The 14873-nt window shown below is 53.9% G+C and carries 11 protein-coding genes, 4 pseudogenes and 1 other annotated feature; of the genes and pseudogenes, 8 read left to right on the top strand and 7 right to left on the bottom strand.

Going from position 1 to position 14873, the window contains the following annotated elements:
- Positions 1–164 precede the first annotated feature (164 nt).
- Positions 165–1457 (top strand): M20 family metallopeptidase, encoded by a 1293-nt coding sequence (locus AC4ANK_RS28720; protein WP_031598640.1) that lies wholly within the window; start codon positions 165–167, stop codon positions 1455–1457.
- Between the two features lie 104 nt (positions 1458–1561).
- Here the strand turns inward: AC4ANK_RS28720 and AC4ANK_RS28715 are convergent.
- Positions 1562–1663, bottom strand: a pseudogene (locus AC4ANK_RS28715) (IS5/IS1182 family transposase); the annotation flags it as partial.
- Positions 1664–1725: 62 nt separating this feature from the next.
- On the opposite strand from AC4ANK_RS28715, the gene AC4ANK_RS28710 reads away from it, so the two are divergent.
- Both AC4ANK_RS28710 and AC4ANK_RS28705 read left to right on the top strand, forming a co-directional pair.
- Positions 1726–2948, top strand: a protein-coding gene (locus tag AC4ANK_RS28710) for an IS3-like element IS51 family transposase (protein ID WP_095178853.1) whose coding sequence is annotated in 2 segments (ribosomal slippage) — positions 1726–2011 and positions 2011–2948 — 1224 coding nt in all. Because the reading frame shifts where the segments join, the coding sequence is not laid out codon by codon here.
- Positions 2004–2120 (top strand) — a sequence feature (AL1L pseudoknot). (Overlaps the previous gene by 117 nt.)
- A gap of 606 nt (positions 2949–3554) precedes the next feature.
- Entirely contained in the window at positions 3555–4784 is a 1230-nt protein-coding gene (locus AC4ANK_RS28705; protein WP_460385261.1) for an IS91 family transposase, read from the top strand.
- Between the two features lie 195 nt (positions 4785–4979).
- Here the strand turns inward: AC4ANK_RS28705 and AC4ANK_RS28700 are convergent.
- A pseudogene (locus AC4ANK_RS28700) lies at positions 4980–5091 on the bottom strand (IS5/IS1182 family transposase); the annotation flags it as partial.
- A gap of 350 nt (positions 5092–5441) precedes the next feature.
- On the opposite strand from AC4ANK_RS28700, the pseudogene AC4ANK_RS28695 reads away from it, so the two are divergent.
- From AC4ANK_RS28695 to AC4ANK_RS28675, 5 genes and pseudogenes are all read left to right on the top strand, one after another.
- A pseudogene (locus AC4ANK_RS28695) lies at positions 5442–6016 on the top strand (recombinase family protein).
- Between the two features lie 4 nt (positions 6017–6020).
- Positions 6021–9062 (top strand): Tn3 family transposase, encoded by a 3042-nt coding sequence (locus tag AC4ANK_RS28690; protein ID WP_460385260.1) that lies wholly within the window; start codon positions 6021–6023, stop codon positions 9060–9062.
- Positions 9013–9726, top strand: a complete 714-nt coding sequence (locus AC4ANK_RS28685) for a YecA/YgfB family protein (RefSeq protein ID WP_002556089.1) — start codon at positions 9013–9015, stop codon at positions 9724–9726. The genes AC4ANK_RS28690 and AC4ANK_RS28685 overlap by 50 nt, the downstream gene beginning before the upstream one ends.
- Positions 9727–10010: 284 nt before the next feature.
- On the top strand, positions 10011–10760 hold the full coding sequence (locus AC4ANK_RS28680; protein ID WP_460382697.1) for an IS5 family transposase: 750 nt from the start codon (positions 10011–10013) through the stop codon (positions 10758–10760).
- Between the two features lie 31 nt (positions 10761–10791).
- Positions 10792–11094: pseudogene (locus tag AC4ANK_RS28675) on the top strand (transposase); the annotation flags it as partial.
- Positions 11095–11266: 172 nt separating this feature from the next.
- On the opposite strand, the gene AC4ANK_RS28670 reads toward AC4ANK_RS28675, so the two are convergent.
- The 5 genes from AC4ANK_RS28670 to AC4ANK_RS28650 all read right to left on the bottom strand — a co-directional run bounded on the left by AC4ANK_RS28670 (position 11267) and on the right by AC4ANK_RS28650 (position 14861).
- Complete coding sequence (locus AC4ANK_RS28670; RefSeq protein ID WP_141232798.1) at positions 11267–11665, bottom strand: chloride channel protein; 399 nt, start codon at positions 11663–11665, stop codon at positions 11267–11269.
- Between the two features lie 14 nt (positions 11666–11679).
- A complete protein-coding gene (locus AC4ANK_RS28665; protein ID WP_031598555.1) occupies positions 11680–12345 on the bottom strand; it encodes an amino acid ABC transporter permease in 666 nt (221 codons plus the stop codon).
- An 11-nt stretch (positions 12346–12356) separates the two neighbouring features.
- Positions 12357–13019 carry an amino acid ABC transporter permease gene (locus AC4ANK_RS28660; RefSeq protein WP_031598554.1) on the bottom strand — a complete coding sequence of 221 codons (663 nt, stop codon included), beginning with the start codon at positions 13017–13019 and terminating at the stop codon, positions 12357–12359.
- 64 nt (positions 13020–13083) lie between these two features.
- A complete protein-coding gene (locus AC4ANK_RS28655; protein WP_002556066.1) occupies positions 13084–13920 on the bottom strand; it encodes a transporter substrate-binding domain-containing protein in 837 nt (278 codons plus the stop codon).
- A gap of 26 nt (positions 13921–13946) precedes the next feature.
- Positions 13947–14861 carry an aminotransferase class IV gene (locus tag AC4ANK_RS28650; RefSeq protein ID WP_002556065.1) on the bottom strand — a complete coding sequence of 305 codons (915 nt, stop codon included), beginning with the start codon at positions 14859–14861 and terminating at the stop codon, positions 13947–13949.
- Between the last annotated feature and the right edge of the window lie 12 nt (positions 14862–14873).

The raw sequence follows: 14873 nt of genomic DNA, 5'->3' as shown, positions 1-14873 counted from the left end.
TGTATTAATTTTTATTTAAGCGCGTTGAGCTGATGACAGGTTAAAATTGAGTGGTTGGAAAAAAGATCGGTCAGACAGCGGTAACCAAAATACCAATTTTCAGGTAGCGCTCCAGGCTTAACTGTAGAAACCATACTGAGTTAAAACAATCAAAGGGCATGAGTATGAAAAAAGCTTATTATCTACTGCTGGCGGCATTTATTGCGCAGCACACTATGGCCGGGCAGTCCGCTGACGAGAAGAAACTGGTCACCTACGTAGACCAGCATCACGCTGAGCAAGTATCTTTTCTGGAAACACTCGTTAACATTAATAGCGGAACAGAAAATGTGAAGGGTGTTACTCAGGTTGGCAATTTGATGAAGCAGAAGCTTGACGAGCTCGGTTTTGAGACGCAATGGCATGCTCTGCCTGCCGGCATGAACCACGCGGGAAGTCTTGTTGCTGTTCACAAGGGCAAATCACCCAAGCGTATGTTGCTGATAGGCCATCTGGACACCGTCTTTCCCGAGGAAAGCAAATTCCAGAAATTCACTTACATCGAAGAAGGCAAAAAAGCAAAAGGCCCGGGCGTCATTGATGACAAGGGTGGCATGGTGACGATGCTTTACGCCTTGCAGGCCCTGAAAGCCAACGGTTCGCTGGAAAACATGAATATCGCCGTTGTGCTGGTCGGTGATGAGGAGCTGGCAGCTAGGCCGACAGACATATCGAGAAAAGTACTCACTGATGAGGCCAAGAAAAGTGACGTCGCGCTGGGTTTTGAATTTGCCTTGTCCGCAAACCAGCTGGTAACCAACCGCAGAGGCCTTAGCGAGTGGTTCCTGACGAGTAAGGGCGTGGAGCAACACTCGGCGAAGATTTTCCAACCTATAACAGGCTTCGGTGCCATTTACGAATCTGCGCGCGTGCTGGATCAGATAAGATCGCAACTGTCGAACACCCCAGGGCTGACCATCAATCCCGGCATAGCGCTTGGAGGGGCAAGCGCGAGTGAATATATAGAGAATGGCAAGGGTGTTGCCACTGGCAGAAAGACCAGTGTAGCGGCGGCCTCGCTTGTTCATGGCGATCTACGTTTCGCTAGTGACGATCAAAAGGCCCTGGCCGAATCGAAGATAAAGGCTATTGTCAGCAATCCTCTGGCTAACACAAGCAGCGAGTTTGTACTCAAACCGATCATGCCTGTCATGGAAGAGACTAAAGGCAACCTAGAGCTGTTGAAGCAGTACAGCGAAGTCAGCCAGGATTTGGCCGGCCCGGCGTTGGAGCCAGTACCCTCGGCAGAGAGGGGCGGTGCAGACATCTCTTACATAAGCAAGTTCGTCAACGCCAGTCTGGATGGACTCGGGGCAGCAGGCGATGCGACACACACTGAAAACGAAATCATAGACCTTAGCTCTTTGGTCGTGGCGACTAAACGAGCCGCTATTTTTATGAGTCGCTACAGCGAATAGAGGCATAAAGCGGATAGCTCAGTGCTGGGCTATCCACTTTACCTGCGAGGAACACGCTATACCTAGGTGCTGTTCCCGCTTTCACGTAGGCAGCACAGAGAAACTCAGGCCGTTACTATGATGCTTTCATAGTTTATCTTGAGTTTGTCGAGTCGAGAAGCTATCGCTCAGAAATGCTTCAATCGGGCGAAGACACCTTCCACCAGTCAGATGCAACTTGAACCGCCCCGGGTTTCTCGGAGACTCCAACCTTTGAGAGGATGGAGCGATGAAAAAACTACCGAAGTATTCCCCAGAGGTCCGTGAGCGGGCCATCAGGATGGTTTTCGAACACCTTCCTGAGTACGAGTCGCAGTGGGCCACCATCAGTGCCATTGCCCCCAAGATCGGCTGCACGCCCGAGACATTACGGCTGTGGGTTCGCCAATCTGAGCGCAACAGCGGCCAGCGTGATGGGCTGAGCACAGTCGAACGTGAGCGAGTCAAGCTCTTGGAGCGTGAGAACCGTCAGTTGCGTCAAGCTAACGAGATCTTGCGTAAGGCCTCAGCCTATTTTGCCCAGGCGGAGCTCGACCGCCCATTCAAACGATGAAGACGTTTATTGATGAAAACCGCCAGTCTTACGGGGTCGAGCCGATTTGCAAGGTGTTGCCAATCGCCCCGTCGACGTACTACCGGTACGCTGCTCAGCAGGCTGACCCCAGCCAGCAGTCAGCGCGTGCGCAGCGTGACCAGGAACTGGGTGAGCACATCCAGCGAGTCTGGGATGAGCACTTCCAGGTATATGGCGTGCGCAAGGTCTGGCGACAATTGCTGCGTGACGGACTGCAAGTCGCCCGCTGTACGGTGCAACGTCTGATGGGAGAGCTGGGCCTGCAAGGCGTGGTACGCGGCAAGCCCGTCAAGACGACGGTCAGCGACCAAGCCAGGCCGTGCCCGCAGGATCATGTCAACCGTCAGTTTGTGGCTGAGTGCCCGAACGCCCTATGGGTATCGGACTTTACCTACGTCAGTACCTGGCAGGGTTTTGTTTACGTGGCCTTCATCATTGATGTCTTTGCCCGATTCATCGTCGGTTGGAAGGTGTCCAGTTCAGCGCGTACCGATTTTGTACTCGATGCACTGGAGCAAGCCCTTTACGCCCGTCGCCCAGTCAAGCAGGGTGGACTCATTCACCACAGTGACCGTGGCGTGCAGTACGTGTCCATTCGCTATACCGAGCGTCTTGTCGAAGCCGGTATTGAGCCATCGGTCGGGAGTGTCGGTGACTCTTACGACAATGCTTTGGCTGAGACCATCAATGGTCTTTACAAGGCTGAAGTGATTCATCGACGCTCTTGGCCCACACGGGGGGCGGTGGAGCTGGAAACCCTGAAATGGGTGGACTGGTTCAATCACCGCCGCCTGCTGGAGCCAATCGGTCATATTCCACCGGTCGAAGCAGAAGCAATCTATTATCAGCAACTCACCGAGTCTGCCCAGGTGGCATGACTCAAACAAAAGGGTCTCCGAGAAACCCGGGGCGGTTCAACTGGCAGTCCGCGAGCGACTACAGCCAAAGGAGTCTTGGAGGTGTTACCGACTCGGCTTTTTCCGGTTAACTACTCCTTTGTACTTGTCGCACCTGCACTGTGATAGTGAGTGTTGGCATAGCTGCCACCAACAAAAAACCACTCCCGGCACGGCTCGGCCATCAGTTCCTGAAGCACCTTGAACCACTTTTCTGAAGCAGACCAGGGATTGAACTGGGCAGCCTGCGGCTGCAAATTGTGGGATTTTGAAATCGGTTATCATAGCCGAAATCGAGTCGATCCCTCCTCAGCACAGGCTTACACATGGCGTCAGAGACCAAAAAACGTAAACGGGCGAGCCGGGCAAAAGCCAAGGCAAAGCAGACCCGTCTCCAACGCGCCGGGCATACTACCTTCGTGCCCGATACCGACTTTTCCTTCGATATCGATCCTTTCGGTGATGTCGATCTTTGTAGTTGCTGCCAGACAACGTATCTGAACGACAGGTTTCCCGACGCTTCTTGCGTAAGCGTTTAGATGAGAGAAGGGCCAGGCGGATTCGCCATCACCGCCGTCATTCACCACGATGAGGAGCCGCCCTGCTGACGTGGCCTCTGCACCGCCTGCTTACAAACCTCGACCGCTCAAAAACCTCTTCACGGCCAACGGCTGCTGGGCAGATTTGCTGGAAGCCGGCGGTCTGCGCCAAATCGAAGTGGAGTCGATCAGCAAAATGCTCGCCTGCGGCACCTCGATACTGGGCGTCAAACACTACACCTGTGCCAATGAGCATTGCCCGCACGTCAAATACCTGTGCAACACCTGCCATTGCCGGGCCTGTCCTTCCTGCGGCAAAAAGGCCACCGACCAGTGGATCGCCGTGCAAAACAACCGTCTGCCCGACTGCCCCTGGCAGCATCTGGTGTTCACGCTGCCCGACACGCTGTGGTCCCTGTTCTTCTACAACCGCTGGCTGCTCGATGCGCTGTTTCGTCTGGCGGCCGATAACCTGATCTACACCGCCAAGCGGCGCGGTTTGCGCGTCGGGATTTTCGGTGCGCTGCACACCTATGGCCGGCGGCTCAACTGGCATCCCCACGTCCACCTGTCGGTGACCGCGGGCGGCCTGGATGAGCAGGGCGTCTGGAAAAATCTGTCGTTCCACAAAGAGGCCCTGCGGCGGCGCTGGATGTGGCTGGTGCGCGATTACCTGCTGGGACAGCCGCTTTCGCAATTGACGATGCCGCCGCAGCTGGCCCACATCCACTGTGAAAGCGACTGGCGCCGTCTGATACTGACCGCTGGTGGCCAGCACTGGCACATCCACTTGTCGAAGAAGACGAAAAACGGCCGAAAGACCGTCAATTACCTGGGCCGCTACCTGAAAAAACCGCCCATCTCGGGCAGCCGATTGGCCCATTACACCAACAGCGCGACCTTGAGTTTTACCTACCTGGATCACCGCACGCAGACCTATCAGCAGGAAACGCTGAGCCAGACCGACATGCTGCGCCGGGTGGTGCAGCACATCCCGGAGAAGCACTTTCGGATGATCCGGTATTTTGGATTTCTGGCCAACCGCGTCTGTGGCCGACAGCTACCCCGGGTGTATGAGGCGCTACGCATGGAAAGGCGTGGCAAAGCGCCAAAACTGTATTTTGCGCAGATGAGTAAAGCGTTCTTGCATCGGGATCCGTTCAGCTGCGTGCTGTGCGGAGCGCGGATGGTGTACACCGCAGCCATCGCCGGCCTGACCGTGCAGGGCCTGGTCAACAATGCCCACAGCATCGCGCAATTGAGGTACGTGCCGGCCTGATACGGGAGAGGTGCGTCCAAAATCTGGAAAAGGTAAAGAAAAGTCGCTTTCAATCCATTTTTCGGCGTGGGTGATGGGTAAAAAAAGCTTTTTGCCGCCATCGACGCCACGTTGGCATCACGCCGAGGGGACCTTTTTTGGCGGATTACCTTGTATAGGAATTATTGAAATTCCTATACATGAACTGCTCCGACTTCCAAACTCCTTAGGCAAGTCTCGCCAAAGGCAGCCCACCCGCATGCGGTACAGCACGCCTTCAGCAGTGGTGCGCAAACTACGCTTGCTGAGGATCAATTCGTAGCAGAATTTTTCGTGACTTCGGCCAGACGAGTATTGTGAGAATGCCTATTTACGCTACGGTTTTAATTTCGAGACACCTGGTCGAAAATTCCCTCTTTTGGCGAGCGCTTACTATTTGAAGGATAAAAAGGTCACTCTGGGGTCCGGGGAGCAATGGAACAGCCAACCGACTTAAAGAGCCGCAGGACTCTCCTGAGCTCACGGTAATCCGCTCAATACGCTGTCCGAAAGAGGGTCGCTCAACGGACGCTAAGCAATCGATCGTTCAAGACCCGTAAATACGCCACACTAGGCGTCTCATTTAGCTGGTACTAAATTTATTGCGTTGAAGGGGGGCTTTACGTTACATTTTTGGGCATGACTCAGACTCTGATTGGCTATGCTCGTTGTTCGACCGACAAACAGGACCTTACTGCACAGCATGATGCCCTGCTGAAACTCGGTGTGGCACCAGATCGTATTTACACTGATCCTGGTTTACCGGGACGAACAGAGCGCGCCCTGGCCTTGATCAGGCCCTTGCGGCTGTGCGCAATGGCGATATCCTCGTTGTCTCAAAACTCGATCGGCTCGCCCGCTCTGTTCCCGATGCTCGCACGATCGGCGACAGTCTTGCGGCACGTGGCGTGAAACTACAGCTTGGGTCCAGCATCCATGACCCGACTGATCCCATGGGCAAGCTGTTTTTCAACATCCTCGCTACCTTCGCCGAGTTTGAGGCCGATCTGATCCGACTGCGTACTCGCGAGGGCATGGCCGTCGCACGAGCCAAGGGAAAACTAAGAGGTAAGAAGCCCAAGCTCTCCGATCGTCAGCAAAAGGAGCTACGGCGGATGTACGATACGAGTAAATATTCGATCAGCGACCTGGCTGAACTGTTCTCGATCTCACGACCAACCGTCTATCGTACCCTCGCCCGACAGCCGGTTTGATGTCATGCCCGTTAGCTTCCTGTCCGCCACACAACGGGAACGCTACGCTCGCTATCCAGAGACACTTTCCAGTGAAGAGCTGACGCGCTACTTCCACCTGGACGATGATGACCGCGAGTGGATCGCCACCAAACGTCGTTACAGCAGTCGTCTGGGCTATGCACTACAACTGACAACCGTGCGCTTTCTTGGCACCTTTCTGGAAGACCCAACGGCCGTGCCAGAAGCCGTACTGCGCACCCTCGCAACCCAGCTCAATATTCCTGAATTTGCCGATTGCGTCGCAGCTTATCGCAGAACCAGACAACGCTGGCAGCACACAACAGAAATTCGCGCACGCTATGCCTACAGTGAGTTCACAGACACCGGCAATCAATTTCACCTTGGCCGCTGGCTATGCGCCCTGTGTTGGACAGGCACCGACCGTCCGAGTGTGCTTTTCGAGCATGCCAACAGTTGGTTGATCGGTCACAAGGTACTGCTGCCTGGCGTCACCCTTTTGGAGCGGTTCGTTGCCGAGGTGCGGTCGCGCATGGAGTCGCGCCTTTGGCGGCTGCTGACGCGTGACGTGACAGATGTCCAGCGCCAACGCCTCGACGATTTGCTGGACCCTGTCGAGGGCAGTCGCCAATCCTGGCTTGATCGATTGCGCAAGGGGCCGGTACGCGTGAGTGCCCCTGCACTGGTACAAGCACTGTTGCGCATCGAAACGATACGTGATCTGGGAATCAAACTGCCTAACACCAAGGTGCCGCCCAGTCGCATCGGGGCATTGGCACGCTTTGCCAGCACAGCCAAAGTCTCAGCCGTGGCCAGACTTCCATACGCACGGCGCATGGCTACCCTGGTGTCTTTTGTCCACAGCCTAGAAGCCAGTGCTCATGACGATGCCCTTGATGTGCTCGACCAGTTGTTGCGCGAACTGTTTAGTAAGGCGCAAAAGGAAGATCGCAAGACCAGGCAGCGTACGTTGAAGGACTTGGATCGGGCTGCTTCAACGCTGGCCAGCGCATGTCGAATGCTGCTCGACCCAAGTCTGCCAGACGGCGAATTACGCGAGCGAGTGTATGCCGCTATTGGACAAGACGAACTGAGCCAGGCCCTGAACGATATTGGTACGCTGGTGCGTCCGCCAGACGATGTTTTTTACACCGAACTGGCGGCCAAACAGGCGACTGTGACGCGTTTTTTGCCGACGCTGCTGCGTGTCATCCAGTTCGATGCCAATCCGACAGCACGCCCACTGGTACAGGCACTGCAATGGTTGCATCAGAGGCCAGATCATGATCCAGCCATCACCATTGTGGACAAGGCGTGGCAACGCCATGTCGTGGGAGAGGACGGCAAGATCAATGCTAAAGCCTTTGCCTTCTGTGTCCTCGCCAAGTTGCGTGTAGCGATTCGTCGGCGCGACGTATTTGTCAGCTCCAGCTGGCGATATGCCGACCCGCGCGCGGGCCTATTAGAAGGGACCGAGTGGGAGGCTGCGCGGCCTGTCATTTGTCGCTCACTGGAGCTGAGCGTGCAACCGCAGGCCACCTTAGCCGCGTTGGCGCAGGAACTAGATGAAACCTATCGGCGTGTCGCTGAACGCCTGCCCGACAACGACGCGGTTCGCTTTGAAACGATTGGCGACAAGATAGAGCTCGTGCTTAGCCCTCTGGAAGCACTGGCGGAACCGGCGTCGCTGATTGCTTTGCGTAATGAGATCAAGACCCGCATGCCGCGCGTCGATCTGCCGGAAATCCTACTGGAGATCACCGCCCGCACCGGCTGCATGGAGGCGTTCTCGCATCTGACCGAACGCACAGCACGTGCCACCGATCTAAACACCAGTCTGTGCGCGGTGCTCTTGGCCGAAGCCTGCAACACTGGCCCCGAACCGTTTGTACGCCAGGACACACCAGCACTGCGGCGGGACAGACTGCTGTGGGTTGATCAAAACTACGTGCGTGATGACACCCTGACCGCCTGCAATGCCGTCCTGGTAGCCGCACAAAACCGCATCGCACTGGCCCGCACTTGGGGCGGCGGCGATGTGGCTTCGGCTGATGGCATGCGTTTTGTGGTGCCTGTGCGCACCGTGCATGCCGGACCAAACCCAAAATACTTCAATCGTGGACGCGGCGTGACTTGGTATAATCTGCTGTCCGATCAATACTCGGGGCTGAACGCGATTACCGTCCCCGGCACCTTACGCGACAGCCTGGTGCTACTGGCGGTCGTGCTAGAGCAGCAGACCGAATTGCAGCCCACGCAAATCATGACCGACAATGGAGCCTATAGCGATGTAGTGTTCGGCCTGTTCCGGCTTCTGGGCTATAGGTTTAGCCCACGCTTGGCCGACATCGGTGGCACGCGGTTCTGGCGAGTTGATGCGCAAGCCGACTATGGCGAACTCAATGCACTGGCAAAACAATGTGTCAACCTTGACCGCATTACACCGCATTGGGACGACGTACTGCGTTTGATTGGATCACTCAAACTTGGCTTGGTGCCAGCGATGGGAATCATGCGCACCCTGCAGGTCGATGAGCGACCGACACGATTGGCCCAGGCCATCGCTGAAATTGGTCGCATCGACAAGACCATTCACACACTGAACTTCATTGACGACGAGTCGCGCAGGCGCGCAACGCTGCAGCAACTCAATCTCGGCGAGGGTCGCCATAGTCTGGCTCGCGAGGTCTTCCACGGCAAGCGCGGCGAACTGTTCCAGCGCTACCGCGAGGGGCAGGAGGACCAGTTGAGTGCGCTCGGCCTGGTCGTAAACATGATCGTTTTGTGGAACACCCTGTACATGGACGCGATACTCACGCAGTTACGCCACGAAGGCTATCCGGTGCGCCCCGAAGACGAGGCGCGGCTTTCGCCGCATATCAACATGCTTGGGCGCTACTCATTCTCCGTGCCGGAAGCCGTCGCACGCGGAGAACTGCGCCCACTTGGGAAAGCATCAGAATCTGAATTACTCAACTCTATTGGAACAAACACCCATGAGCCATCCACCTTTCCAACAAGCGCTGACCGAGGCCGAACTCGATAGGCTGACTGGTTTTCTTGATGCCATTGGCTCACCGGCCATGAACATTGAAATGCTTGACGGCTATTTTGCGGCACTGATCTGTGGTCCGGAGATGGTGCCTCCCAGCGAGTACCTGCCACAAATCTGGGGCGAGAATTTCAGTTTTGAGAGCAACGCTCAGGCTACCGACATGATGGGGCTCATCATGCGCCACTGGAATACGATTGCATCGGTATTGCTTCACACGCTGGAGGAGCCTGACGTGTATTTGCCAGTGCTGTTGGAGGATGGTGATGGCATTACTTACGGCAACGATTGGGCTCTGGGCTTTATGCGCGGAGTTCAGGCCCGACCTGGAAGTTGGCGTGACCTGATCGACAGCGACGAACATAGCGGGCCGATGCTCCCCATCATGGTCTTGGCCTATGAGAATGACCCCGATCCAGCGCTGCGACCACCGTCGGTTACTAACGAAAAGCGTGAAGAAGTGATTGAGATGATGATCGCCAGTTTGACGATAATCTATCGCTTCTTCGAGCCTCATCGATGGCCGCTGGCACAGACACCACTCGATGTACCACTACGCAGAGAAGGACCGAAAATTGGACGCAACGCCCCCTGTCCGTGCAGCAGTGGACGCAAATTCAAGCATTGCTGCGGATCCAACTCCCCAACGATGCACTGACCATCAGGAAATTGCGCTTAACTGACTTCCCTGTTCCATTGCTCCCCAGACCCCTTCTACACGGGACCTCTTTACGTCTGATGCTGGGGCGAATAGAGAAAACGGAAAAAATCGTACGCTAACGTGAATTCTGTCAGGTTGAGGTCCTAGAAGTTGACGGCGATCCGTCAGGAAATACAGTAAACCGCCCTAGGGTCTGTTCCCGTTTCGACGTAACCCATTGATCTCTATGAGAACAGGCCCGTATTGTTGGAGTTCTCACACAACACCAATACGAGCCTGCAATGCCCCGATTAATGCTCAGTGATGAGCACTGGCCGAAGCTTCGAGAAATTTTGCTGCACGAATCGATCTACAACAAGCGAGATTTGCGCACCACGGTTGAAGGCATGCTGTACCGCATGCGTGTGGGTTGCCCTTGGCGAGACCTGCCGAAAGCGTTTGGAAACTGGAGCAAGGTCTACAAGCGGTTCAATGCCTGGTCTGCTTCAGGCAAGTGGGTCAAGGTGCTTGAGGTGCTGATGACCGATCCTGACATGGAGTGGGTTTTCATTGATGGCAGCTATGTAAAGGCTCATCAGCACAGTGCAGGTGCTGCCAGCACGCAGGACCAGGCCATCGGAAAAAGCCGAGCCGGTAACACCAGCAAGATTCACCTGGCTGTAGACGCTTGTGGGCTGCCCATTGCATTTGACGTGACCGGAGGCCAGACCAATGATTGTTCGCAGGCGGCCTCGTTGATTGCCAAGATGCCCAATGCAGAAGTGATCATTGCGGACAAGGGCTACGACACTGAAGCGATACGCGCTCAGGTCGAGCAGCAAGGCAGCAAAGTGGTGATTCCACGAAAGCGCAATTCTCTGAAAGGGAACGCAGATCTGGACAAAGGGTTATATCGCAATCGACATCTCGTAGAAAACGCCTTTGCCCGGTTGAAGCATTTCCGGGCGGCGGCTTCTCGGTTCGACAAACTCAAGAGAAACTATGAAAGCGTCATAGCAATGGCCTGCGCTTTTCTGTGGCTGCCAATGTGAAACGGGAACAGACCCTAGTCTGACGCGGTGCCGGGTGGTGCAGCACATCCCGGGAAAGCATTTCCGGATGATCCGGTATTTTGGTTTTCTGGCCAATCGGGTCTGCGGGAAATACCTGCCGAAGGTCTATGAAGCGCTGAAGATGGCGACGCCAGGACCGGTACCAAAGCTGTATTTTGCGCAGATGGCCAAAGCCTTTCTAAACGTCGATCCGTTCCGTTGCGTGCTGTGTGGCGCGCGGATGGTATACACGGCGGCGCTCAGCGGGCTGACGGTGCAGGGACTGATCCTCAACGCTCAGGCGATCGCGCAGATGAGGTACGTGAAGCCCTGACAGGGGTAAGGTGCGTCCGCACCTAGGCTTCGCGGTGAAATAACCTGCATTAACGCTTACTGATAGGGATTTTCACTACATAAGTAACGCATCAGCGTCTTCCTACGCATCGCTATGAAGGCATGACGCCTCCGTCATAGCGTCAGCCTGATGCATAGGCATTTTGAAATTCCTATGCATCAAGTGCAGCTAATTGAATCATGGCGCCTTCACGCCCAATTGAGGTGCCGCTAACTATACTAATTAAGGATGAAGCGCATCTGAATATCGAAGTGCCCACCGGAATTTTTGCCTCTACCGTGTCTATAACCTCAAGATAATCGGTCGGTCCCTTCGACTTTTCCTCTTTACGCACTGCTAGCTGAAGTATTGCACCCGCCACTAACCCGCCAAGACCTACCGTGATCAGTGGAAAGTACCACGGTTGCTGCGTGGCTAAGCCGCCATAGGATTCAGCTGACCCGTACAGCAACACGCTTAGCCAATGAATGGCAGTTTTAAAGAACCAAGTGGCGCCTGCTGCGAGAATTCCCACGGGCACGGCTAAAAGATAGAGGCCGTACCGGCTCATATTGAACACCACAATCAATCGAACCTGGCGAACTTCTTCTCTAGCCTTGCTGACAGCCAACTCCCTGGATAAATCACCAGAAAATAGATCAATGCGACACAGGTAAATACTTCCAGTGGCTTATAGAATGCAGAACTCAACAAACGTCCTTGGTACATGATTTCATGGACCGCAATGACCGAGCAAAGGGACGTCATCTTAGCCATCTCGATACCACGATTTGTAAATGCGGGTAGCATCCGCTTGAAGACCTGCGGGAAAATTATTCGTTTCAAGATTTGGCTCTGAGCCATACCAATTGCCTTAGCCCCCTCCCATTGCCCACGGGCTACGGATTGAATGCCGCTACGGTATATCTCCGTGCAGTACGCAGAGGTGTTGAGCGTCAGGCCCAGGATAGCGGCTTCAAATGCACTAAGCTGCTGCCCCGTGAGTACGGGCAATGCATAGTAAAACCAAATTAGCTGGATGAGCACTGGCGTGTTACGAAAAACTTCGACATATGCGATAGCTAAGCAATTTAAAATCCGGCTGTTGGAGGTCCTTGCCAATCCCATAGCCGCCCCGATAGCCATGCCAATTGGAAAGGCGACGATCCACAGTTGAAGAGTCATCCATACCCCGCGCATAAGAACTGGCAGACTCGCGAGTGTTACGGTCATATCCCAAGAAAAATTCATATCGACACTCCTCAATACCTACCCATGCGGTGTTCAGCAAAACGGAAGACTGTACTCAGCATCAGCAGTGACACGAAATAGATTAGTGCGACAGTCGTATAGACCTCTAGAGGGCGGAAGGTGATACTGTTCACTTGCATTGCTTCGTAGACGATGTCTGCGTATGCCAGGGTGGACGCAAGTGAGGTGGTTTTAGTCAGTTCAAATGTCCGCTCTATGAATGGACCGGTCATCCTGCGCATTGCCTGAGGAACGATTACACGATAAAGGGCCCTTGAATGCGTCATGCCGATTGCTTTTGCTCCCTCCCATTGGCCACGCTCAATAGATTTGATACCTCCGCGAAAAACCTCTCCATAGAAAGCCCCTGATTGTGTCGCCAGAGCGATGGTCGCAGCCCAATAAGGAGATAGGTTGATCCCCGCCACCATCGGCAAAGCATAAAAAAACCAAAAAAAGTGCACTAACGGTGGCGTATTTCGATAAAACTCCACGAAGATAGTTGCTGGTACAGACAAATACCTTTTAGGCGACAGGCGCATCAATGCTACAGCGAGGCCTACTAGGATACCAAGCCCAATGGCCAACCCGGCCAACTGAGCTGTTCCTATAATGCCGGTCCAAAACATGTCGCGGTACTGCCAAACCGCGCCAAAGTCCCATTGATAGTCCATGGTACACCTAAATCGTTAAATATAATTGGAGCTGGGAGCAGCTGAAGCCGCACCCAATTTCGTCTTAGTTGCTTTTCATAACACTTGGTACTTTAGCTGGGTCCAATCCTTTGGTAGCCATGTAGCCAGCGAAGATTTTCTGGATATCTCCCGAATCATTCAACTTCTGGATCTCGGTATTAAGATAGCTGACCCAGACTTGGTCTTCTTCTTTTCGAACGCCTGCGCTAGTAGGTATTTCGACAACAGGCTCTGGAACAATCAAATTTCCGGTATGGATGTGGGACTGCGCGATGGCGAGCACGGGGTGATAGAAGGCGAATGCATCTACACGTTTCGCCATAAAGGCCGCGACGGTCTCATCAGTATTCGCGAAGCGCTCAATCTTGGCATTGGGTAAACGCTTGGTCAGATCACGATCAGTAGCAGTCCCGAGGGCAACCCCAATGCGCACGTCCGGTTTGTTTAGATCTTCCCAGCTATCAGCTTTCAAACCGTCCTTCGCCAGCACCCCCTGCTTGTACCAGAGCAACGGTTGGGTAGGAAAATCCAGCGCTTTTTTGCGTTCTTCTGTCGCATCCAATACGAAAAACACGTCGATTTGGTTCGCTTGAAGGGCAGCGGGGGCGTTGCCGTAGGTGGTTTCAACCGGTACGACTTTTATGCCGAGGTCCTCGCCTATTTTCTCGCCGACTCTGAAGCCGACACCGGTCCACTCACCACTGATCGGATCCTTGTAATACCAAGGATCGCCAGACGCCACACCTATTCGTAGTACCTTAGCGCTCTTGACCTTGTCCAGAGTGTTTTCCGCAGCCGTTGCAATGAGCGGAAATGCAGTGGCGCAGCATACCAACACCGCACAAGCCGAATTACGAACTACCTTACTGAGACTTTTCATGGTTTCCCCCTGAAACTTAGGCTTAGTTAACTGTTAATGTAGTTTTCGTACAATTCTGCAAGCTTGGCAGTTAGTGGGCCAGGATTGCCTTCCCCAATGACCTTTCCGTCTACAACCGTAACAGGCGTGATTCCACCCAATGTCCCGGTGAGAAAAGCTTCATCGGCGGTGTATACTTCGGCCAAGGTGTAATCCCCGACGAACAACTTGATACCATTCTCTTCGGCAAGGCGCTTGATATTCTTATGTGTAATACCGTTGAAATTGTATTTCCCTGTCGAAGTCCATAACTCATCATTACGCACTATAAAAAAGTTCGTTGAGTTGCAGCTCGCAACAAAGCCATGCGGATCCAGCATAAGTGCTTCGTCCGCACCGGCATTGATTGCTTGTATTAGAGCCTGGATAAAATTCAGGCGACTGTGTGAATTAAGACGCAGATCGAAAACATCAGGGCCACTGCAACGATAAGTCGACGTAAACAGTTTAAGTCCGGTCTTCTTGCTCTTATCGATCACTTTGTATTCTGCCACGATCACGATGGTTGCTTTACCCAGCGCAAAACGGGGATCTTGATTTGGCGTATGTTTCTTACCCCGAGTAACCATTAGACGCACATGGGCGCCATCAGCCATACTGTTGACCTCAAATGTCTTGAGGACGAGAGCCTTAAGCTCCTCCTTTGTATGGCCTATATCCAACTCAATAGATTTAGCGCCTTCGAAAATTCGATTTATATGCAAGTCAAAGGATACAACTTTACCCTTTACAAGTCGCAGGCCCTCCCAAACACCATCACCAAGCACAAAGCCACTATCGAATACGGAAACAGTAGCTTCGTTTTTTGGGACGAACTCACCATTTAAATAAACCAACACGTTTTCATTGCGGCTGTCAGGCAGATAGCCCTGGGAGCTGGTAGTCGAGCGAGCGGTACTCATGTGAAATCCTTA

Source organism: Pseudomonas sp. Pmew2 (assembly GCF_058129885.1).
Note: the sequence above shows the minus strand (reverse complement) of the source record. Positions and strands in the feature narration are given on the sequence as shown.

Coding starts and splice junctions, on each gene's coding strand:
- AC4ANK_RS28720 (WP_031598640.1), top strand. CDS start 165: ATGAAAAAAGCTTATTATCTACTGCTGGCGGCATTTATTGCGCAGCAC.
- AC4ANK_RS28705 (WP_460385261.1), top strand. CDS start 3,555: ATGAGGAGCCGCCCTGCTGACGTGGCCTCTGCACCGCCTGCTTACAAA.
- AC4ANK_RS28690 (WP_460385260.1), top strand. CDS start 6,021: ATGCCCGTTAGCTTCCTGTCCGCCACACAACGGGAACGCTACGCTCGC.
- AC4ANK_RS28685 (WP_002556089.1), top strand. CDS start 9,013: ATGAGCCATCCACCTTTCCAACAAGCGCTGACCGAGGCCGAACTCGAT.
- AC4ANK_RS28680 (WP_460382697.1), top strand. CDS start 10,011: ATGCCCCGATTAATGCTCAGTGATGAGCACTGGCCGAAGCTTCGAGAA.
- AC4ANK_RS28670 (WP_141232798.1), bottom strand. CDS start 11,665: ATGAGCCGGTACGGCCTCTATCTTTTAGCCGTGCCCGTGGGAATTCTC.
- AC4ANK_RS28665 (WP_031598555.1), bottom strand. CDS start 12,345: ATGAATTTTTCTTGGGATATGACCGTAACACTCGCGAGTCTGCCAGTT.
- AC4ANK_RS28660 (WP_031598554.1), bottom strand. CDS start 13,019: ATGGACTATCAATGGGACTTTGGCGCGGTTTGGCAGTACCGCGACATG.
- AC4ANK_RS28655 (WP_002556066.1), bottom strand. CDS start 13,920: ATGAAAAGTCTCAGTAAGGTAGTTCGTAATTCGGCTTGTGCGGTGTTG.
- AC4ANK_RS28650 (WP_002556065.1), bottom strand. CDS start 14,861: ATGAGTACCGCTCGCTCGACTACCAGCTCCCAGGGCTATCTGCCTGAC.